The 20536-nt window shown below is 65.3% G+C and carries 19 protein-coding genes; 7 read left to right on the top strand and 12 right to left on the bottom strand.

Annotation, left to right across the window (positions count from 1 at the left end):
- Positions 1-2: 2 nt before the first annotated feature.
- The 3 genes from ispF to MTX35_RS09030 are packed head-to-tail and all read right to left on the bottom strand — an operon-like array spanning position 3 to position 1633.
- Positions 3-467 carry a 2-C-methyl-D-erythritol 2,4-cyclodiphosphate synthase gene (gene ispF, locus MTX35_RS09020; protein ID WP_243594643.1) on the bottom strand — a complete coding sequence of 155 codons (465 nt, stop codon included), beginning with the start codon at positions 465-467 and terminating at the stop codon, positions 3-5.
- Between the two features lie 10 nt (positions 468-477).
- Positions 478-1143 carry a 2-C-methyl-D-erythritol 4-phosphate cytidylyltransferase gene (gene ispD / locus MTX35_RS09025; RefSeq protein ID WP_243594644.1) on the bottom strand — a complete coding sequence of 222 codons (666 nt, stop codon included), beginning with the start codon at positions 1141-1143 and terminating at the stop codon, positions 478-480.
- 1 nt (position 1144) lies between these two features.
- On the bottom strand, positions 1145-1633 hold the full coding sequence (locus tag MTX35_RS09030) for a CarD family transcriptional regulator (protein ID WP_027494344.1): 489 nt from the start codon (positions 1631-1633) through the stop codon (positions 1145-1147).
- 288 nt (positions 1634-1921) lie between these two features.
- Between MTX35_RS09030 and MTX35_RS09035 the strand changes: the two genes are divergently transcribed.
- From MTX35_RS09035 to disA, 3 genes are all read left to right on the top strand, one after another.
- A complete protein-coding gene (locus MTX35_RS09035) occupies positions 1922-2530 on the top strand; it encodes a hypothetical protein (protein WP_243594645.1) in 609 nt (202 codons plus the stop codon).
- A 43-nt stretch (positions 2531-2573) separates the two neighbouring features.
- Entirely contained in the window at positions 2574-3971 is a 1398-nt protein-coding gene (gene radA, locus MTX35_RS09040) for a DNA repair protein RadA (RefSeq protein ID WP_243594646.1), read from the top strand.
- Between the two features lie 117 nt (positions 3972-4088).
- Positions 4089-5174, top strand: a complete 1086-nt coding sequence (disA, locus tag MTX35_RS09045) for a DNA integrity scanning diadenylate cyclase DisA (RefSeq protein ID WP_243594647.1) — start codon at positions 4089-4091, stop codon at positions 5172-5174.
- Here the strand turns inward: disA and MTX35_RS09050 are convergent.
- From MTX35_RS09050 to MTX35_RS09060, 3 genes are all read right to left on the bottom strand, one after another.
- Positions 5171-6046, bottom strand: coding sequence for a hypothetical protein (locus MTX35_RS09050; protein WP_243594648.1), 876 nt, complete (start codon positions 6044-6046; stop codon positions 5171-5173). The two genes, disA and MTX35_RS09050, sit on opposite strands and share 4 nt — an antisense overlap.
- Before the next feature lie 15 nt (positions 6047-6061).
- On the bottom strand, positions 6062-6799 hold the full coding sequence (locus MTX35_RS09055) for a hypothetical protein (protein WP_243594649.1): 738 nt from the start codon (positions 6797-6799) through the stop codon (positions 6062-6064).
- A 90-nt stretch (positions 6800-6889) separates the two neighbouring features.
- Entirely contained in the window at positions 6890-7516 is a 627-nt protein-coding gene (locus MTX35_RS09060; RefSeq protein WP_243594650.1) for a carbonic anhydrase, read from the bottom strand.
- Positions 7517-7606: 90 nt separating this feature from the next.
- Between MTX35_RS09060 and MTX35_RS09065 the strand changes: the two genes are divergently transcribed.
- Positions 7607-8491 (top strand): A/G-specific adenine glycosylase, encoded by an 885-nt coding sequence (locus tag MTX35_RS09065; protein ID WP_243594651.1) that lies wholly within the window; start codon positions 7607-7609, stop codon positions 8489-8491.
- Here MTX35_RS09065 and MTX35_RS09070 read toward each other — a convergent pair.
- Together MTX35_RS09070 and MTX35_RS09075 are read right to left on the bottom strand one after the other, a co-directional pair.
- A complete protein-coding gene (locus tag MTX35_RS09070) occupies positions 8488-9297 on the bottom strand; it encodes an alpha/beta fold hydrolase (protein WP_243594652.1) in 810 nt (269 codons plus the stop codon). The two genes, MTX35_RS09065 and MTX35_RS09070, sit on opposite strands and share 4 nt — an antisense overlap.
- A 4-nt stretch (positions 9298-9301) precedes the next feature.
- Positions 9302-10039: an alpha/beta fold hydrolase gene (locus MTX35_RS09075; RefSeq protein ID WP_243594703.1), complete on the bottom strand. Its 738-nt coding sequence runs from the start codon at positions 10037-10039 to the stop codon at positions 9302-9304.
- A gap of 36 nt (positions 10040-10075) precedes the next feature.
- Here MTX35_RS09075 and MTX35_RS09080 point away from each other — a divergent pair, with 36 nt between their 5' ends.
- Positions 10076-10387, top strand: a complete 312-nt coding sequence (locus MTX35_RS09080) for an antibiotic biosynthesis monooxygenase (RefSeq protein WP_243594653.1) — start codon at positions 10076-10078, stop codon at positions 10385-10387.
- 16 nt (positions 10388-10403) lie between these two features.
- Here MTX35_RS09080 and MTX35_RS09085 read toward each other — a convergent pair whose 3' ends face one another.
- Both MTX35_RS09085 and MTX35_RS09090 read right to left on the bottom strand, forming a co-directional pair.
- Complete coding sequence (locus tag MTX35_RS09085) at positions 10404-12716, bottom strand: bifunctional diguanylate cyclase/phosphodiesterase (RefSeq protein WP_243594654.1); 2313 nt, start codon at positions 12714-12716, stop codon at positions 10404-10406.
- 180 nt (positions 12717-12896) lie between these two features.
- On the bottom strand, positions 12897-13328 hold the full coding sequence (locus tag MTX35_RS09090) for an OsmC family protein (RefSeq protein WP_243594655.1): 432 nt from the start codon (positions 13326-13328) through the stop codon (positions 12897-12899).
- Between the two features lie 111 nt (positions 13329-13439).
- Between MTX35_RS09090 and MTX35_RS09095 the strand changes: the two genes are divergently transcribed.
- Positions 13440-14618, top strand: a complete 1179-nt coding sequence (locus MTX35_RS09095; protein ID WP_243594656.1) for a lipase family protein — start codon at positions 13440-13442, stop codon at positions 14616-14618.
- 65 nt (positions 14619-14683) lie between these two features.
- The gene (locus tag MTX35_RS09100; RefSeq protein WP_243594657.1) at positions 14684-16009 is read left to right on the top strand and encodes a serine hydrolase; all 1326 of its coding nucleotides are present in this window, start codon (positions 14684-14686) and stop codon (positions 16007-16009) included.
- A gap of 187 nt (positions 16010-16196) precedes the next feature.
- On the opposite strand, the gene MTX35_RS09105 is transcribed toward MTX35_RS09100, so the two are convergent.
- Entirely contained in the window at positions 16197-18737 is a 2541-nt protein-coding gene (locus tag MTX35_RS09105; protein ID WP_094640916.1) for an ATP-dependent Clp protease ATP-binding subunit, read from the bottom strand.
- A gap of 274 nt (positions 18738-19011) precedes the next feature.
- Positions 19012-20535 carry a lysine--tRNA ligase gene (lysS, locus tag MTX35_RS09110; protein ID WP_243594658.1) on the bottom strand — a complete coding sequence of 508 codons (1524 nt, stop codon included), beginning with the start codon at positions 20533-20535 and terminating at the stop codon, positions 19012-19014.
- Between the last annotated feature and the right edge of the window lies 1 nt (position 20536).

A 20536-nucleotide genomic window follows, 5' to 3' on the forward strand; every position in this document is an offset into this window, starting at 1 on the left:
TTTTACCTCGTCATGACAAGTGCGGTCGCGATGGCCGCGATTCCTTCACCCCGACCGGTCAGCCCGAGCCCGTCGGTGGTGGTCGCAGACACTGATACCGGCGCGCCGAGCACCCGCGACAGAACTTCCTGGGCCTCGACGCGGCGTGGACCGATCTTGGGCCTGTTGCCGATGATCTGCACCGCGGCGTTCCCGATCGCGAAACCGTCCGCGTCGAGCAGACGCTTGACCTCGGTCAACATGGCAGCTCCGCTGACCCCGTCCCATTCCGGACGACCGGTCCCGAACACCGATCCGAGATCGCCCAGTCCGGCCGCGGACAGCAGCGCGTCGCACAGGGCGTGCGAGGCGACGTCGCCGTCGGAATGCCCGTCGAGTCCGTCCGCGTCCGCAAACAGCAGACCGGCCAGCCAACAAGGCCGACCAGGGGCGATGGGATGGACGTCGGTGCCGATGCCGACTCTCATAGCGCGCCTCTCACAGCAGGGCCTGTGCCAGTAGTAGATCGTGTGGCGTGGTGATCTTGAATGCGAGGGCGTCGCCGACGATGGTGTGCACCGTCTCGCCGATGCGCTCGACCAGACCCGCGTCGTCGGTCGAGCTGTCCGTGGCCGCATCGTATGCACGGCGCAGCACGTGGGCGTCGAAGCCCTGCGGGGTCTGCACCGAGCGCAGACTCGCACGGTCCGGGGTACCGACCACTGCGCCCATGATGTCGACTTCCTTGATGGTGTCGACGACCGGGAGCACCGGGATGACGGCGGAGCGTCCGGCACGCACTTCGGCGACGACGCGGGCGATCAGCGTCGGCGGGGTGAGGGCGCGGGCGGCGTCGTGGACGAGCACGACGGCGGCGTCACCGACGGCGGCGAGACCGGCGCGCACCGAATCGGTGCGCTCGAGCCCACCGGCCACCACGGTGACGTCGTCGCTCACATGACCACGGGCCGCGTCGAGCAGCTCGGCGGGCACGATGACGACGATGCGATCGACGGCACCCGAGGCCCGGAGACCGTCGACGGACCGCGTCAGGAGAGAGTCCGTACCCAGACAGACGAATGCCTTCGGCTCGTCGTATCCGAGCCGAAGGCCTTTGCCTGCAGCGGGTACCAGGGCGACCACGTCGCCGGCAGTACCGTTCACTTTAGGAAGCTGTTGCGAGAACTTCGTCGAGCATGGTGTCTGCCTTGGCCTGATCGGTTCCTTCGGCGAGTGCGAGCTCGCCCACCAGAATCTGCCGCGCCTTGGCGAGCATGCGCTTCTCGCCTGCCGACAGTCCACGGTCCTGCTCACGTCGCCAGAGATCGCGGACGACCTCGGCAACCTTGTTCACATCACCGGACGCGAGCTTCTCCAGGTTGGCCTTGTAGCGGCGCGACCAGTTGGTGGGCTCTTCGGTGTGCGGCGCACGAAGCACCTGAAAGACTTTGTCGAGGCCTTCTTGCCCGACGACGTCGCGAACGCCTACGTACTCTGCGTTGTCCGCGGGAACTCGAACGGTGAGGTCGCCTTGCGCGACCTTGAGAACCAGATACTCTCTCGGTTCACCCTTGATGGTGCGTGTCTCTATCGCTTCGATCAGCGCCGCTCCGTGATGGGGGTAAACGACGGTGTCTCCGACCTTGAAAATCATGTGACAAGTGCCCCTTTCGATTTATCAAGAATACCACGGCTCATATCAACGGTGCAGGTCAGGGGCATAGCGGCGCCGAATCAGGGGTTGACACAGACGGATCGGCGTGTATCCGGGACCACATTTTCACCCGGGTCGTTCCTCATGCTTACGTCCTGACAGGCACCCTCACCTGGCGTCATCGGGCCGCCGGCGGACCCCACGAGCGGTCGATGGACGAGAACTACTACTCTGCCTAGTGGACGAGATGGACCGAGCCGGCCCGGCACCACATGGAGGACGACCGAAGTGACTGCAATCGACGCTGCGACACCGCTTGGCCGCCATCGCAGGACGGCCGCCGCCCTCGCTCTTCTCGCCGGTGGCGCATTCGCCCTCACCGCGTGCGGCGCAGGTCAGATCTCCCAGACGGCCACTCAGGTCGCCGCGGTCAACGGCAACTCCGTCGACGTCGGAGACATCCAGCTTCGCAACGTGCACGTGGTGTATCCCACCTCCGAGGAATACAGCATCGAACCCGGCGGCACCGTCGAGCTGGGCTTCACCGCCATCAATTCCAGCCCGGCCGTCGCCGACGAGCTGACCGGCATCTCCTCCCCGGAGGCCCAGGTCACCATCGTGGAGGAGGCCGAAGCAGGCAGCACCGAGATTGCTCCGCTCACCGCGCTCGGCGCAGGATCGCCCGCCGACGTTCAGCTCGACGATCCGCTGCTGCCGATCCAGCTGATCAAGGTCGAGATGGCCGACATCTCCGAGAACGTCCGCCCCGGCCTCACCCTGCCGGTCACGTTCGAGTTCGCCAACGCGGGTGAGGTCGTCGTGAACGTTCCGGTCGATGCCGGTTACGAGCTCGAGCGCTCCGAAGACGCAGTATCCGAGCACAGCGAAGGCGAGTAGCCGCCGGCCCCACCCTGTCGGTGCCGATCGTTAGGCTCCGATAGTGGTCAAACTGAAGTCGAGCTATCGCTGCTCAGCGTGTCATCATTCCGTCTCCAAATGGGTGGGCCGCTGTCCCGAATGCGGCAACTGGGGCTCGATGGACGAGGTTCAGGCCACCGCAGCACCCCTTACCACTCGCGCAGGCGCATCGGCACTGCGTTCGGGCGGCGGGGCCATGATTCCCACGACGCCCGCCGCGGCTCTCACGACCATCAGCAGCGCCACCTCGCAGGCCAACACCACCGGCATCGACGAGTTCGATCGTGTTCTCGGTGGCGGTCTCGTCCCCGGCTCGGTCGTCCTGCTCGCCGGCGAACCCGGCGTCGGCAAGTCGACGCTGCTGCTCGAGGTGGTGCATCGGTGGGCCCGCTCGGCACCGGATCGTCGCGCGCTCTACGTCACGGGCGAGGAGTCGGCGGGGCAGGTGCGGTTGCGTGCCGACCGCACCGGCGCGGTGCACGAGCGCGTCTTTCTCGCCGCCGAGTCCGACCTCGCCACGGTGTTCGGCCATGTGGAACAGGTCAAGCCGAGCCTGCTGATCGTCGATTCGGTGCAGACCATGCTCGCCGCGGACGTCGACGGCGTCATCGGCGGGGTCACCCAGGTTCGCGCGATCACGAGCGCGCTGACCACACTGGCCAAGACCACCGGGGTGGCAGTACTGCTGGTCGGGCACGTCACCAAGGACGGTGCAGTGGCAGGTCCACGGTCGCTGGAGCATCTCGTCGACGTGGTGCTCAACTTCGAAGGTGACAAGCACTCCACCCTGCGGATGATCCGAGGCGTCAAGAATCGGTTCGGTGCATCCGACGAGGTCGGCTGTTTCGAATTGCGGGAGACCGGGATCGTCGGTATCAGCGATCCATCCGGATTGTTTCTGCACCACCGAAACGATGCCGTCCCCGGGACGGCGGTCACCGTCACCATGGACGGCAAGCGGCCGCTGCTGGCCGAGTTGCAGGCACTGATCGTCGACACCGCGATGCCGTCACCCCGGCGCGCGGTCAGCGGGCTCGATCACGCCCGTGTAGCGATGATCTTGGCCGTCCTCGAACGACGATGCGGGGTGAAGGTGTCCAAGGCGGAGGTCTACGCGGCGACGGTCGGTGGGATGCGCACCAGCGAACCGTCCGCCGACCTCGCTCTTGCTGCGGCGGTCGCATCGGCGGTCCGGGATCAACCGCTGCCCGCAGGCATGGTGATTCTGGGCGAAGTGGGTCTGGCCGGCGAGGTGCGCCGCGTGGGCGGGCTCGGTCGCCGTCTCGCCGAGGCCGCGCGGTTGGGCTTCAACTACGCCATCGTCCCCGAGGACGCCGGCCCCCTACCGGACGGGATCAAGGTCAAGACCGTCACCAACGTCGGGGAAGCGTTGACCTACACGCGTATGCGGCCCGTATGACACCGGGCAGTATTCTTCGTCTGACTGCGCGCACACAGCAGCGCAGTACTCTTTGTTCGCACCGGAAGTATTCGCAGCACGAGCCCATGCCGCTGCCATGACACGAGGGGGTTGGCCATGGAGGGCACCACGCCGTCCCCGGCGTTGCGCGAGACCATCGCTCGGCTCGCACCGGGAACCGCTCTGCGCGACGGTCTGGAGCGCATTCTCCGCGGCCGAACCGGCGGTCTGATCGTCCTCGGCTACGACGCGGAGGTCGAGGCGATCTGCGACGGCGGCTTCGAGCTCGACGTGGAATTCGCCCCGACCAGGCTGCGCGAGTTGTCGAAAATGGATGGCGCAGTGGTGCTTTCGACCGACGGCATGCGCATCGTTCGCGCCAATGTACAGCTCGTGCCCGACCACGAGATTCCCACCGTCGAATCCGGCACCCGGCACCGCGCCGCCGAGCGAACCGCCATGCAGACCGGCTATCCCGTCGTCTCGGTGAGCCAGTCGATGAGCATCGTCAGCGTCTACATCGGCGGGATCAGGCACGTCGTCGAAGGCTCGGCCACCATCCTCTCGCGCGCCAATCAGGCCGTCGCCACGCTCGAACGCTACAAGGCCCGGCTCGACGACAACACGCGCCAACTCTCGGTGGTCGAGATCGAGGACTTCGTGACCCTGCGTGACGCCCTGACCGTCGCGCAGCGGCTCGAGATGGTGCGCCGAGTGTCGGTGGAAATCGAACAGAACGTCCTCGAACTCGGTACCGACGGCCGTCAGCTCGCACTTCAACTCGAGGAGCTGTTGGGCGACAACGACGTCGATCGCCAACTGATCGTCCGTGACTACCTCGCCGGCAACGAACCGTCGAGCACCACCGGGGTCGAGAAGGCACTCGCAGCGCTCGACAAACTGACCGACGTCGATCTGCTGGATCTGACGACGCTGGCCCGAGCCTTCGGCTATCCCGCGACCATCGAAGCCCTCGACACCCCGATGAGCCCCCGCGGGTATCGGGTACTCACCCGAGTCCCGAGGTTGCAGTTCAGCCAGATTCATCGACTCGTCGGCGCATTCGGCACACTGCAGGGTCTGCTCGCGGCCACCGCCGCCGACCTGCAGTCGGTCGACGGCATCGGTGGCCTGTGGGCCCGCCACATCCGCGAAGGCCTGTCCAGACTGGCCGAGGCCTCGATCTCGGGGCCGTACGACTAGGACGCCTTCTTCTTCGTCCCCGGCAGGAAGCCGGCGTCGATGACGGCCTTCACGTACGGCCGGGCACTGGTGATCAACTGCTCGGCGTCCGGAACGTTCTTCCACACGGCCGACGCCATGATGTCGGTGCGATCCTCGATGTGCTGATCGAGCTCGACGCCGCTGTCGGTCAACGTCTCGCCCTCGGCCGACATGGTGAGCAGTCCGCGCGTTGCGAGTCGTTCTGCAGCAGAACCCCATTCGCTCTCGGACCACTGCCTGGTCAGCTGCGTGATGCGCTTGCCGAGCGCCCGACGGCCGTGCTGCGGGGTCGTGCGGTCGGCCTCGTGGAAGACGGCGGCTTCCGTCGGGTCGAGTTCTGCGTCGATCAAAGCGGCGAGGTGTCCGTCGCCGCGCCATTCGCGAAGGACGGTGATCGAGTGCCACAGGGCGAGATGCGGCGTCTCGGGTCGAGCGGCGGAGTGCCATGCGGCCGCGAGCGGTCGGCCCGCGAACGAGGCGGTGTCGCCGATGTCGCCCAGACGGCCCGCCAACGTGGCCAGAGCAGGGTCGGCCGCCAAGGAGCCGAGAGCCGTTCCGAGAACGGAGTCGAGCAAGGTCCATCGGCGATCGGACACCGTCTCCAGGCCGACAGCAACCGCGGCAGGCCACGCACGCTCGATCAGTACCGGATTGAAGTTGTAGAACGCAGCAGCGACGACACTCGGCGCGCACGGTCCCATCGGGGCCGCCCGAGCCCCGACGTACCAGGCGTGACCGTCGAGGCCGGTGTCCTCGTATGCCGCACCCAGTTCGGGGTTGAAGTACGCGGTGACGTGAAAGGGTTCGAGCGTCTTGTAGGCGGAGCGGGCGAGAGCTGTCGAAGTGGTCATGACATTCGACCGTACTCAGCCGGTGATGTTGAACGGCTCCGGCGCGCTCTTGAGTTCACCGAGCTGGGCGATCGCCTGGTAAGCACCGACACCGACCGGGATGCGCTCTTCGCCGCATCCGGGAACCGAATTGGTGCCGGACCACTTGACGGTGAAGCCGGCCTGTTCGCCGGGCTTGAAGGTGCGCAGGTCCGATGCGGCGTTGGGGAAGCAGTCGATGTTGGACCAGATGCGCTGATTGTCGAGGGTGTAGACGAGTGCCTGCTGCAACCCGGCACCGACGTCACGCTGGCATTCGGTGGAGCCGATGTTGGTGATGACCACGGTGAACACGGGCTCTTCGCCCAGACGGTAGGTGGCTTGCTCCGGCGTCACCTTGATCGCGAGTGACTGGTCCGGGCACTGATTGGCAATGACGGGGGCCGGGGCACCGCTGGTGGTCGCAGCTGCGCCACCACCGGCAGCGGAGTCCGTTCCGCCACCCGAGCCGCCGGAACCACCTGAGCCACCGGAACCACCCGAGCCACCGCCCGAACCACCTTCGGTGGCGGACGAGCTCGGCGACGGCAGAGCCGAGGTTGTAGCCGGAGCCGCCACGACCCCGGCGGGAGCGGCCTCGGTGTCGTCGGAACCGCCGCTGAGCGAGGCGATGAACCATACGATCAATCCGAGGACGACAACGGCCGCACCGATGGCGAGCGCGCGGCGTCGCCAGTAGATTTCGGGAGGCAAAGGCCCGGTCGGTTCCAACACGAATCAACCGTATGCGGCCCGAGGCAACCTATCCCTGAGCGCACGCGGCGTGTCGCGCGAACGCCTGGCTCGCGCGGGCTCGGGAACGAGTCAGGCGGGCTGTTCGCCGATGTCGCCGATGACCTCACGCAACTGCGCGTGCCCCTTCGAGAGCTGGTAGGTGAGGCCGACGATCGCGAGTTCCCCGGCCTCGACCTTCTCGGCGACGATGCGGGAGCGCTGCATCAGCAGATTGCCGGTCTCTTGGACGTGCCGTGCCTCGAACTCGTCGACGGCCTCGTGACCGTCACGTCGGGCCGAGAGCACCGACGGCGTGACGCGCTCGACGACGTCGCGGATGTAGCCACCGGGGACGTCTCCACTTTCGAGGGCGTCGACGGTCGCCTGGACTGCGCCGCAGTGGTCGTGGCCGAGCACCACGATCAGCGGCGCCTTCAGAACCGCGACGCCGTACTCGATGGAACCCAGGACTGCGGAGTCCACGACATGACCGGCGGTGCGAACGACGAACATGTCGCCGAGGCCCTGATCGAAGATGATTTCTGCGGCAACACGCGAGTCGGCGCAGCCGAAGAGGATGGCACCGGGATGCTGCGCACTCTCGAGCCGAGCACGATCCTCGATGCCCTGCGACGGGTGCAGGACCTCTCCGGAGACGAACCGTTGGTTGCCTTCCTTGAGTGACTTCCAGGCAGCGATCGGATTCGAAGCAGGCATGGGTTTCATTGTGCACGCGCAGCGGGCGTACGGCGAGTTGAGTTCACTACTGTTGGTACCGATCACAGACACGAGAAGAAGGGCGCACAGTTGCCGATCGATGCCGAGGCTCTGCTCGGGTGGTTCGACACCGACGGACGTGACCTGCCGTGGCGTCGTCCGGGCGTCAGCGCCTGGCAGATTCTGATGAGCGAGATCATGCTGCAGCAGACTCCGGTGGTGCGGGTCGCCCCCATCTGGGAGCAGTGGGTGCGGCGGTGGCCGGTGCCCTCGGCGATGGCCGCGTCCTCGCAGGCCGAGGTGCTTCGTGCGTGGGGCAAATTGGGCTATCCGCGTCGGGCATTGCGATTGCACGAGTGTTCTCGGGTGCTCGCCGAGGAGTACGGCGACGAGGTGCCCCGCGACGTCGAGACGCTGTTGAGCCTGCCGGGCATCGGTGCCTACACAGCAAGAGCGGTGGCGACTTTCGCCTACGGTCAGCGAGTTCCAGTGGTGGACACCAATGTTCGACGCGTCGTCGCGCGTGCTTTGCACGGCAACGCCGAGCCCGGAAATCCCTCGACCACACGAGATTTGGCCGACGTGGAGCAATTGCTGCCGGAGAACGTACCCCGCGCGGCCCGGTATTCGGCGGCGTTGATGGAGCTCGGTGCGCTCATCTGCACCGCCAAGAATCCGGCGTGTCTGCTGTGCCCACTTCCCGAGTGCGCCTGGATCGAAGCCGGGAGGCCCGCGCACACCGGCCCCGCCAAGAAGGTCCAGAAGTTCGCCGGCACGGATCGGCAGGTGCGGGGCAAGCTCATGTCGGTCCTGCGGGAGAGCACCGGCCCGGTCGAGCGGGCCCAACTCGACATCGTCTGGCCCACCGACACGACCCAACGCGACCGAGCTCTCGATTCCTTGCTCACCGACGGATTGATCGAACAAACCGAGTCCGGATTGTTCGCACTCGCGGGCGAGGGTTCGGACGGTTAGGACGCCAGAAACTCCACCAGGGCCGCGTTGACGGCATCGGGGCGTTCGAGGTAACCGAAGTGGCCGGTGTCGGCGATCTCGACGTAGAGCGCACCCGGTATCGCGTCGGCGACGTCGCGGCACTGCTGCACGGGGATCATTCGGTCGTCGGCGAATCCGATGACGAGCGACTTGGCTGCAATCCGCCGATACGCCGCCAATCGGTCTGTCCCGGCGCGCATTTCGAGTCCGATCTGCGCTCGCATGCCCGCAGTCTTCTTACCACCCGAATATTCGAGGATCGCCAGCCAGTCACCGATCGCACCGTCGTCGGCCAGCATCTTCGGCGAGAAGTTCTGCATCGCAGTCATTGCCGCGCGGTACGACGCGGGAAGTTCGATTCCGGCGTCGTGGAGATCCTTCTCGCCCTTCGACATCTGCGCACGAAAGGTGCTGGTCTTGCCGAAGGTGGCCATCATCACTGCATGCGAGACCAGATCCGGCCTGGCCAAGGCCAATTCCTGAGTGACGCGGGCACCCATCGAGGTGCCGACGACGCGTGCTGCACCGCCGCCGAGGTGTTCGATGAGGGCAGCGGTGTCGGCGACCAGGTCGTCCAGCGTCATCCCGCTCGCGCACTCGGACGACGGTGCGATACCGCGATTGTCGAAAGTGACGACCCGGTATCCCTGCTTCACCAGCACCGGAACCTGATGGGTTCGCCAGACTCGCCCAGGGCTACCGGTGCCCATCACCAACACCACCAGTGGTCCGTCGCCGGTGACGTCGTAGTTCAGGTCGATTCCGTTGAGCTTCGCGAGCGGCATCGGATCATCTTAGTGTGCGCAGGAACTCCTCGACCGCCGTGCGATATCGCTCGGGTGCCTCGTCGTGAATCAGATGCGCCGCCTTCTCGATCCGCACGTACACCGATCCGGGCTTGCGCGAGTGCATTTGCGTCATCTGACCCGCCGGGGTGATGGTGTGTTCACCCTCGATCAGCAACACCGGAGCATCGACGGCATCCCACTGGTCCCAGAAGTGCCGCGTCCCCCACTCCTGCGAAATCGACTCGAAGAAGTCGACCTCGCCGTGCAGTCGCCAGCCGTCGTCGTCTCGGTCGAAGGAGTCCAGAAAGTACTGTCCCGCAATATCTCCGAAGAATTCACGCACCGCGTCGGCGTCAGGAAAGGGCTGCGGCCACGCCCGGATCATCGCAGCCCAGTCGTCTGCGGTGCGGCCCCTGAAGTCAGGAGCGATGTCCTCGACCACCAGCGCGGTCACCAGGTCGGGTCGTTGCGCGGCGGCACACCAACCGTGCAACGCTCCCATCGAATGGCCGATCAGCACACTGGGCCCCAGTGTCTCCAGCTGCTCGAGCAGAGCGGCCACGAAGAACTCGGTGGTGAGCTCGGCCGGTGGGGGGCGACGGTGCCCCGGCGCATCGTAGGTGTAAACGTGCCCGAACTGTCTGAGCCACGGAACCTGCCTGCGCCAGGTGGCAGCACTGCCCATCAGCCCGTGCAGCAGCAGCATCGAACGGCCGGATCCACCCTCGTCGTAGAGCATCATCGCCGAGCATAACGGCGGAGTAATCTCGCGGGCATGGCCATTGTGAAGATCAACGCGATCGACGTACCCGAGGGCGCAGGCCCCGAACTCGAAAAGCGCTTCGCCGCGCGCGCCGGCTCGGTCGACGGCTCCCCGGGCTTCCTCGGATTCCAGCTGCTCCGGCCGGTCAAGGGCGAATCCCGCTACTTCGTCGTCACCCAGTGGGAGGACGAGGAGTCGTTCCAGGCGTGGTCCGGTGGGCCGTCTCGCCAGGCACACGCTGGTTCAGGGGAGAGCAAGCCGGTGTCGTCGGGAGCATCGCTGCTCGAATTCGAGGTCGTGTTGGACGTACCCGCCGCTTCGTGAGAGCGGACGCGTCGGTTCAGATGTGTTGACGGGCGAGTTCCCACTCGAACCTCGTCGGCATCTCCGAGTCCAGTTTCGCCACGGCCTCGGCCAAGAACTCTGCGGGCATCGGTCTGCCGAGGTAGTAGCCCTGGACACCGTCGCAGCCCAACTCTCGGAGTGCGTCCAGCGTGCCTGCGTCCTCGACCCCTTCGGCCATCACCCGCACCCCGAGGCTTCGAGCCAGGTCGATGGTCGAGCGCACGATCGATGCGTCGGTCTCGTCGGAGTTCATCTTCGACACGAACGAGCGGTCGATCTTGAGCGTCTGCACCGGCAGAGTCTGCAGATACGCCAGTGAGCTGTAACCGGTTCCGTAATCGTCGATGGCGATGGTGACTCCCAGGCGTCGCAGGGAAGTCAAGGCATTCACCGAGCGCACCGGGTCGGTCATCGCGGTGGTCTCGGTGACCTCGAACTCCAGGGCGTGCGCAGGCACCGCGTACTTCGCCAGCGCGGCGGAAACCTGTTCGGTGAGCGTATCGTCGAGCAGATTTCGGACCGAAAGATTCACCGAGACAGACAGATCGATGCCGTCGCGCCGCATCGTGCTGCATTGCGCCAGCGCCTCGTCGAGCACGAGCGCAGTGATGGCGGGCAACATTCCGGTGCGCTCGGCGTCGGGCAGGAACATCGACGGTCCGATCAAGCCCTCACGCGGGTGCAGCCACCGAAGTAGGGCTTCGACGCGATCGACGCTGCCCGACTCGAGATCCAGGCAGGGCTGGAAGAACACCCGGAGCTGGTGATCCCGAATCGCGGTGTCGAGCTCGCCCAGCAACCGCATCTGATCGTGTCGGTCACGATCCATGTCTGGTTCGTATCTACCGACTCGGGTCTGCCCCGCCTTGGCCGCGGTCAGCGCCACATGAGCCTGCTGCATCATCGCGTTACCGTCGACCGGCATTGCCGAAGGGCAGACCTCTCGGCGCGCACGTGCCGACGACTCGTCGATGGCCGCAATTCCGACCGTCGCGTCGAGGGCCACATTGATGTCGTGGACGAACATCTTGCGACTGACGGCGAACTGCAGCTGTGCGGCGGTCTCGTTCGCGTCGATGAGGCCTGGGCGACGACACATCGCCACCACGAACTGATCGCCGCCGAGGCGTCCCACCAGATCGTCCGATCGAACCGATGCGACGAGTCGATGGCCGATCTCACGCAGCACACTGTCGCCCACGCTGTAGCCGAACGTCTCGTTGATCTGTGCGAAGCGGTCGATGTCGACCACCAGCGTGAATACATCCGAATCACCGCGAGTGGCAAGCATCGAGTCCAATCGCTCGCGAAGTAGACGCCGACTGGCGAGTCCGGTCACCGCATCGGTCCGTGCAACGTCCTCGAGGATCGCGGCCTGCAACCGCAGAGTCCGCACGAAGCGCGCCATCCGGCACCCGACAAGCACGATGACCAGCGCCGAGGACCCTACGATGACCCAACCCCATTGCGCGACCGGAACGCCGCGAGCCAGCTGCACGGTCATCACCACCGGTGTAACGGCTACCGCAACCGAGAGAGTGGAAAACCGCCCCTTGCCGAACCTGAGCGGACCGGGCCGGGCGGCCCGCCTGACCGATTTCTGCTCGTCGTGCAGGGCGATGACGCCGAAGCAGACGTAAGCGGCCAGCCACATCGCGTTCGGAAACGTCGATCGATAGATCTCGATATCGATCGCGGCGGCGTAGGACGCGCAGTCGGCGGCAACGAGTAGTACAACTCCCGCTGCTGCGGCCAGGAAGGGAACGGTGACCGACCGCGTGACGAGGTACAAACTGACGACGAGGGTCAACAGGAACGCGTCGACGGTGAGGTATGCCGTTGCCGGCCACAGGGAGGCGGCCTCGGACAACGACCGTGCCGAGCCGTCGGAAACGACGAACACCCATGTTACGAGACCGAAGCCGACGGCGACGATCAAGCATTCATACAGCTCTTCCAGCCCGAACACCAGGCCGTTCTCGTCGGCGGCCCGGGCGAACCCGACTGCGATGATCGCGTAGCCCAGCAAGTAGAACGCGTCAGCGGCCGACAACGTCGGCATACGAGCACCGTCGACTTTCGTCACGGCTATCAGCGCGTCGCCGACGCCCCAACTGCCGACGCCGACGGCCAGGTACTTCCACGTCCGCTTGTCCGCACCAGGTTCGCGGACGTAGCGATACACGAACGCTGCCACTGTGGCCGAGAGCACGATTGCATAGATCGCATTCTGGGGTAGTCCACGCGGGGCGATCGAGTAAGCCACCACTGCAATCGCACCGAGGCCCAGGAAGCGCGTCCACAACATGGTGAACCGTTCCTTCCTAGGCCGGTCGGTGCGTACCCCGAACGTACGCAACAGCCAATCGAAACCCGATGTGTGACCTGAATTCGTCACCGAATCATCCGAAGATGGGTCAAGTGATGAACTATTTCAAACCTGACGATTGTTCGCCAGTCTCACATCGGGCCCCGCGTCTGTTCAGCCCTACAAAGACGCATCCAAGGTGATGTCGACGCCGGTCAACGCCTTGCTGACAGGGCACGTTTCTTTTGCCGCCTGAGCGGCCTTCGCGAATCCGTCCGCGTCGAGACCGTCGACCTCGCCGCGAACGGTCAGCTTGATGCCCGTCAGCTTGAACCCCGGCTGGTCGGGACCGAGCGAAACGTCGGCCGTGACCTCCAGGCTCTGCGGGGTGCCGCCCGCCTCGGCGATCAGGGCCGACAGCTGCATCGCGTAGCAGCTCGAGTGAGCCGCTGCGATCAGTTCCTCGGGGCTGGTGGTGCCGTCGGCGTTCTCGGCGGCGCGCTTGGGAAACGACACGTCGAAAGTCGCTGCGCCGGAACTGGACAGCTCGACCTGGCCGGAACCCTGCTCGAGGGTGCCGTTCCAAGCTGTGCGTGAGGTACGAGTTGGCATCGAACGTCAATCCTTTCGTTGTCGACCCTGTGCAGGACCGATACTCAGGCTAACGTCGGCGGCACAGCCGGGCCATCGAGTGCGGGAATCTCGACACGAAGGATGCGACAGATGAAGGGCTCAGTAGGGGCAGTGGCGATCGCAACGGCGGTGATGCTGGCGGTGTCGACGCCGGTGGCGACCGCCGATTCACTGCGGGACTTCTACGACGCACCGGTCCCGACCATCGCCACATCAGCTCCTGGCGAGGTGGTGAGGACGAAGCCGATGAATTCGCCCAAAGGATTCGGACTGGGTTTCGACATCGAACGCATCCTCTATCGATCCACCGATACCCACGACGACCCCATGGTCGTCTCCGGCTACTCGATGACCCCCACCGCTCCATGGACGGGACCCGGCCCCCGACCGGTGATCGCCTACGCACCCGGCACGTCCGGTATGGCCGACCGCTGCGCCGGGTCCGCAGTTCTCGGCACCGTCGGGTCGTCCCCCGCCATCCTGCCGCTGCTGTTGGCCGGCTACCGCGTCGTCGCGACGGACTACCAGGGGCTGGGCACCCCCGGCGGACACACGTATCTGAACCGCATCGCCTCGGGCCGCGCTCTGCTCGACGCCGCCCGAGCGGCACACGCCGACACCGACACCCCGGTGGTGCTGTTCGGCTACTCCGAAGGCGGATTCGCCTCGGGAGCCGCTGCGGAGTTGGCCGCCACGTACGCGCCGGACATCGATATCGTCGGGGCGTATGTCGGTGCACCGCCGGCAGATCCGACGCTCAACATCGACACCCTGGACAACACGACTCTCGGCAGCGCCGTGCTCTTTGCCGTCGACGGCATGATCAACGCCTACCCGGAACGAGCGGAGAGCATCCGCAGCCTCTTCGACGCCGACGGCAACGCCGCACTCGATGCCGCGCAGAACTGGTGCACCACCGACCCCGCGGCCACCGAGATCGTGCACACCAGCGAATTGACCGAGGACGGCCGGCCACTCATCGACCAGCTGAGCAGCCCGGCTTTCGCCGAGGTGACCGCAGCGAACACTGTCGGCCGCGTCGCCCCGGCCATGCCGGTGTACCTGTCGCAGGCAGTCGAGGACGACACCGTACCCATCGAGCAGAGTCGAACTCTGCTTCGGCGCTGGGAAGACCTGGGTGGCGACGTCACCTACCGCGAGTACGAGTTCCCGGCCATCCCCTACAAGGGCGCGAACCACCTCCCGGGAGCCCTGGCTGCGTATTCCGATGTCATGCCCTGGATCGCCGGGCTGATTCACACACCCTGATCTCAGGCGTGAAATCAGGGTGTTCACCGAGGCGTCGACCTCGATGAGGTTGGTTCACTGCATCCATGCGCATCGTGCACGCCCTCCTCATCGTGGCGGCAGTCCTGACCGCAGGCTCCCCCATCCCGCCGGACCCCGGCCCGGCGTCGGACATCGGGTTGGTGGCGGACGAGCTGGGGCTACCGGGGGTGGCGTTCCGGGTCGTCTCCGAACGGGAGGTCATCGAGAACGTCGACTACGGAGTCGACGGCGACGGCGCACCGATCGACGACGCGACGCCGTTCGTGTGGGGGTCGGTGTCGAAGTCGGTGACGGCGGCGACGGTGTACTCGCTCGCCGAACGTCAGGTCCTGGACATCGAAGCAACTGTGAACACCGTTCTACCGGACAGTGATTCGATCCTTTCGGGCGACGTCACGATCGACGACCTGATCCACCACACCAGCGGGCTCCCCCACGACGTCACCGAACTGGACGTGTGGGGGCGTACGGAGCGAGCGCTCGATGTCGTCCCCACCTTGGACGTCACCACCGCCGACCGCGGCACCTTCCGCTACTCGAGCCTGAATTATCTACTGCTGCAAGCGATCGTGGAGAAGGTGACCGTAGAGCGATTCGCCGACGTCGTGGCCCGTGAAACCGGAGTGCACACCGTCGGCGCGGTCGCACCCGGCCACGTACCGTTCTTCACCTTCCCCCGCAGTATCGATACCGGAATCGACTCCGCTGGAATGGGTTACGGCTATCTGAGTGGTTCCATCGACGAACTCTCACGCTATGCATCCAGGCAACTGACTGCTCCGGCGTCGAACAGTCCCGAGACGGTGCCCACGGGCTCGGGCACAGCGTACGGGCGCGGGTGGTACGTCGAAACGCTGTCCGACGGTACCGAGATGCGATGGCATTCGGGCGCGGTCCCGGGCTATTTCACCCACGTCGCGCTCGTCCCGGAGCGCCATCTGGCCGTGGTGTTCGCGACCAACAGATACGGAGAACTCGAGGCCGACAAGCTCGCCTCGGCAGCCCGCTCGCTCGTTCTCACCCGACTCGGAATCGACGAGCCTCGTGCCACCGGCTTCGGGCTCTACGAGATAGCCTTGATCGCGTCGACTGCACTCGCGGTGTTGCTGGCGATCTGCGCGGGCCGAATCCTGTTTCGCATCAAGACTCCCCCGAGCCGATGGACACCTGTGCACATCCTGATGGCAGCCATCGCCGGAGGAGTGCTGTACTTCGGAATGCCGATGCTCACCGGGGCACCGAACTCGACCCTGGCCCGCTGGGCTCCCGATGTGACTCTGCTGTTCTGGATCCTGCTGGCCGAACTTGCCGTCATCGCCGTTGCCCTCGTCCCTCGGGTCCTGCGTCAATGGACCACTGCACACGTCTGACCGGTACAAGGGTTCATTCACGCCCGACCTCTGCGCGCGTGAATGGACCGTTGCATACGTCTGAAGAGTGCAGTGGTCCATTGACGCGAACGGGTGGGTGGGCGGACGGGAGGCGAACGGCGTGGGCGGGCGTACGACAACGGGCGACCCTCCGAAGAGGATCGCCCGTTGTGTGGAGCTGTGAAACTTACTCGCTGTCGCTGTCTCCGGTGGCCTTGGCCAGATCGACCGGGACCTCGTCGGGGACGATGATGGCCTTCTTCTCACCGCGGAACGTGAACTTCGCGTCCTCGCCTGCGCCTTCGCCGTCCCAGTTCTCGACGTCGACCAGGATGATCTGGCCGGCTTCGATCTCGCCGAAGAGGATCTTCTCCGACAGGGCGTCCTCGATCTCGCGCTGAATGGTGCGACGCAGTGGCCGTGCACCCAGTACGGGGTCGAATCCACGCTTGGCCAGCAACGACTTGGCCTTCTCGGTGACCTCGATCGCCATGTCCTTGTTCTTGAGCGCACCTTCTACTCGGTTGAGCATGAGATCGACCATCTGGATGATCTCGTCTCGGGTGAGCTGGTGGAACACGACGATGTCGTCGATGCGGTTCAGGAACTCGGGGCGGAAATGCTTCTTCAGCTCGTCGTTGACCTTGAGCTTCATCCGCTCGTAGTTCGAGCCGGTGCCTTCACCCGAGGAGAAGCCGAGACCGACGGCCTTCGAGATGTCTGCGGTACCGAGGTTCGAGGTGAAGATCAGCACGGTGTTCTTGAAGTCGACCGTGCGTCCCTGTCCGTCGGTCAGACGACCGTCTTCCAGGACCTGGAGCAGCGTGTTGTAGATCTCCGAGTGGGCCTTCTCGATCTCGTCGAACAGGACGACGGAGAACGGCTTGCGGCGGACCTTCTCGGTGAGCTGGCCACCCTCTTCGTAGCCGACGTATCCGGGAGGAGCACCGAACAGACGCGAGGCGGTGAAGCGGTCGTGGAACTCGCCCATGTCGATCTGGATCAGCGCGTCGTCCTCGCCGAACAGGAAGTTCGCGAGAGCCTTCGACAGCTCGGTCTTACCGACACCGGACGGGCCGGCGAAGATGAACGAGCCCGACGGACGCTTCGGGTCCTTCAGACCTGCACGGGTACGACGGATCGCCTTGGAGACTGCCTTGACTGCCTCGACCTGGCCGATGATCCGCTTGTGCAGCTCGTCTTCCATGCGGAGCAGACGCGTGGTCTCTTCCTCGGTGAGCTTGAAGACGGGGATGCCGGTCCAGTTGCCCAGAACCTCGGCGATCTGCTCGTCGTCCACCTCGGCGATGACGTCGAGGTCACCGGAGCGCCACTGCTTCTCCCGCTCGGCGCGCTGACCGACGAGGGTCTTCTCCTTGTCGCGCAGGTTCGCAGCCTTCTCGAAGTCCTGTGCGTCGATGGCCGATTCCTTCTCCCGGCGCGCGTCGGCGATCTTGTCGTCGAACTCACGCAGGTCTGGCGGCGCGGTCATCCGGCGGATGCGCATCCGCGCGCCCGCCTCGTCGATGAGGTCGATTGCCTTGTCGGGCAAGAACCGATCGTTGATGTACCGGTCGGCCAGTGTCGCTGCCGCCACGAGAGCACCGTCGGTGATCGAGACGCGGTGGTGAGCCTCGTAGCGATCGCGCAGACCCTTGAGGATCTCGATGGTGTGCTCGACGGTCGGCTCGCCGACCTGGACGGGCTGGAAACGACGCTCGAGTGCGGCGTCCTTCTCGATGTACTTGCGGTACTCGTCGAGGGTGGTGGCACCGATGGTCTGCAGTTCGCCACGAGCCAGCTTCGGCTTGAGGATCGACGCTGCGTCGATGGCACCTTCGGCGGCACCTGCGCCGACGAGCGTGTGCAGCTCGTCGATGAACAGGATGATGTCGCCGCGGGTGTTGATCTCCTTGAGCACCTTCTTCAAGCGCTCCTCGAAGTCACCGCGGTAACGGCTGCCGGCCACGAGCGAGCCGAGGTCGAGGGTGTAGAGCTGCTTGTCCTTGAGCGTCTCGGGGACCTCGCCGTTGACGATGGCTTGAGCCAGGCCTTCGACGACTGCGGTCTTACCGACACCGGGCTCACCGATGAGGACGGGGTTGTTCTTGGTACGGCGCGACAGCACCTGCATCACGCGCTCGATTTCCTTCGCGCGACCGATGACCGGGTCGAGCTTGCCTTCGAGCGCGGCCTGGGTCAGGTTGCGTCCGAACTGGTCGAGAACCAGTGACGTCGACGGGGTGCCCGCCTCGCCGCGACCGCTGCCGCTCTCGGACGGCTCCTTGCCCTGGTAGCCCGACAGCAGCTGGATGACCTGCTGGCGCACGCGGTTGAGGTCGGCTCCGAGCTTGACCAGGACCTGAGCTGCGACGCCTTCGCCTTCGCGGATCAGTCCCAACAGAATGTGCTCGGTGCCGATGTAGTTGTGGCCGAGCTGCAGTGCTTCACGCAGGCTGAGCTCGAGTACTTTCTTGGCGCGCGGGGTGAACGGGATATGACCGGACGGAGCCTGCTGGCCCTGGCCGATGATCTCCTCGACCTGGCTGCGTACTCCTTCGAGGGAGATGCCCAGCGACTCGAGAGACTTGGCGGCGACGCCTTCGCCCTCGTGGATGAGGCCGAGCAGAATGTGCTCCGTGCCGATGTAGTTGTGGTTGAGCATCCGGGCTTCTTCTTGAGCCAGGACGACAACACGCCGCGCGCGATCGGTGAACCTCTCGAACATCGCTCTCCCTCACTTCTTGGTGGGTGGTAGCTCGCCCACCAGTTCTTCTAGCGCCGCAGTGTCCATACGCTGAGGTCGCTTGTGCATTTGAAGGTAAGACTGATTCTCACTGTAGTTGGCCGACGTGACGAACGCCGACCCTCCACCCCTGAAATGCTGCGCAACCGCCCGCGGATCCGGACTGCTGTGCCTGCTTACTGTTCATAACGCAGGCACTATGCAAAACGTTTCCCATTCACTGTCCGCTGCTGGCGAACAACTCTTTACCGTCGAATCAGGCCTGAGACGGCTTGACGATGGGAAACAGGATCGTTTCGCGGATCCCCAACCCGGTCAGCGCCATCAACAGACGGTCGATGCCCATGCCGGTTCCGGTGGTCGGCGGCATGCCCTGTTCCATCGCGGCGAGGAAGTCCTCGTCGAGCACCATGGCCTCGTCGTCGCCCGCGGCGGCTTGGCGCGCCTGGTCCTCGAAACGCTCACGCTGGATGATCGGATCGACCAGCTCGGAGTAGCCGGTGGCCAGCTCGAACCCACGGACGTACAGGTCCCACTTCTCGGTGACACCTGGCTTGCTGCGGTGCTGACGCGTCAGCGGGGACGTCTCGACCGGGAAGTCGCGGACGAACGTCGGTTCGGTCAACGCGTCGCCCACCTGGTGTTCCCACAGCTCCTCGACGAGCTTGCCGTGGCCGTAGATCGGGACGCCGTCCTTGCGTGGCACCTCGACGCCCACCTTGTCGGCGATGGCGAGCAACTCGTCGACGGTCGTGTCGGGGGTGACGTCGAATCCGAGCGACTCCGACAGTGACGGGTACATCTCGAGCGTCGTCCACTCGCCGCCGAGATCGTAGGTCGTGCCGTCGGGCAGTGTGACGACCGTGGATCCGAGCGCTGCCATGGCCACTTCCTGGACCAGCTCACGCGTCATCCTCGCCGAATCGTCGTACGTGCCGTAGGCCTCGTACGTCTCGAGCATCGCGAACTCCGGCGAGTGCGAGGAGTCGGCACCCTCGTTGCGGAAGTTGCGGTTGATCTCGAACACCTTCTCGATACCGCCGACGACGCAGCGCTTGAGGAACAGCTCCGGCGCGATACGCAGGAACAAGTCGGTGTCCATGGCATTGGAGTGCGTGACGAACGGCCGGGCTGCCGCGCCGCCGTGCAGGGTCTGCAGCATCGGGGTCTCGACTTCGAGAAACCCGCGACGCTCGAGTGCATTGCGTAGTTCTCGGACGACGGCGATGCGCTTGCGGGCAGTCTCACGCGAGGCCGGGTTGGTGATCAGATCCAGGTAACGCTGCCGGATCCGCGTCTCTTCGTTCAGTTCCTTGTGCGCGACGGGCAACGGCCGCAACGACTTCGACGCGATCTGCCACGCGTCGGCCATGACGCTGAGCTCGCCGCGTCGGGAGCTGATGACCTCACCGTGCACGAACACGAAGTCACCGAGGTCGACATCGGACTTCCACTCCGCGAGAGCGTCCTCGCCGACGCCTGCCAAGCTGATCATGGCTTGGAGTTGGGTGCCGTCACCCTCCTGCAGCGTGGCGAAGCACAGCTTCCCGGTGTTGCGAACGAAGATGACACGGCCGACGACTCCGACCGTCAGGCCGGTGGTCGTATCGGGTTCGAGCTCGGGGAACTCGGTACGAATCTCGAGCAGGGAATGGGTGCGCGGAACCGACACCGGATATGCCTCGACCCCGCGCTCGAGCAACGCGGCGCGCTTGGCACGACGAATCCGTAGCTGCTCCGGTGTGTCGTCGGCCGGCTGGGTAGAAGCTGTATCACTCACG

The organism is Rhodococcus sp. ARC_M12, assembly GCF_022810385.1.
Taxonomy (GTDB): Bacteria; Actinomycetota; Actinomycetes; order Mycobacteriales; family Mycobacteriaceae; genus Rhodococcoides; species Rhodococcoides navarretei.

Coding starts and splice junctions, on each gene's coding strand:
- ispF (WP_243594643.1), bottom strand. CDS start 467: ATGAGAGTCGGCATCGGCACCGACGTCCATCCCATCGCCCCTGGTCGG.
- MTX35_RS09030 (WP_027494344.1), bottom strand. CDS start 1,633: ATGATTTTCAAGGTCGGAGACACCGTCGTTTACCCCCATCACGGAGCG.
- disA (WP_243594647.1), top strand. CDS start 4,089: ATGGAGGGCACCACGCCGTCCCCGGCGTTGCGCGAGACCATCGCTCGG.
- MTX35_RS09050 (WP_243594648.1), bottom strand. CDS start 6,046: ATGACCACTTCGACAGCTCTCGCCCGCTCCGCCTACAAGACGCTCGAA.
- MTX35_RS09060 (WP_243594650.1), bottom strand. CDS start 7,516: ATGCCTGCTTCGAATCCGATCGCTGCCTGGAAGTCACTCAAGGAAGGC.
- MTX35_RS09070 (WP_243594652.1), bottom strand. CDS start 9,297: ATGCCGCTCGCGAAGCTCAACGGAATCGACCTGAACTACGACGTCACC.
- MTX35_RS09075 (WP_243594703.1), bottom strand. CDS start 10,039: ATGCTCTACGACGAGGGTGGATCCGGCCGTTCGATGCTGCTGCTGCAC.
- MTX35_RS09080 (WP_243594653.1), top strand. CDS start 10,076: ATGGCCATTGTGAAGATCAACGCGATCGACGTACCCGAGGGCGCAGGC.
- MTX35_RS09085 (WP_243594654.1), bottom strand. CDS start 12,716: ATGTTGTGGACGCGCTTCCTGGGCCTCGGTGCGATTGCAGTGGTGGCT.
- MTX35_RS09090 (WP_243594655.1), bottom strand. CDS start 13,328: ATGCCAACTCGTACCTCACGCACAGCTTGGAACGGCACCCTCGAGCAG.
- MTX35_RS09095 (WP_243594656.1), top strand. CDS start 13,440: ATGAAGGGCTCAGTAGGGGCAGTGGCGATCGCAACGGCGGTGATGCTG.
- MTX35_RS09100 (WP_243594657.1), top strand. CDS start 14,684: ATGCGCATCGTGCACGCCCTCCTCATCGTGGCGGCAGTCCTGACCGCA.
- MTX35_RS09105 (WP_094640916.1), bottom strand. CDS start 18,737: ATGTTCGAGAGGTTCACCGATCGCGCGCGGCGTGTTGTCGTCCTGGCT.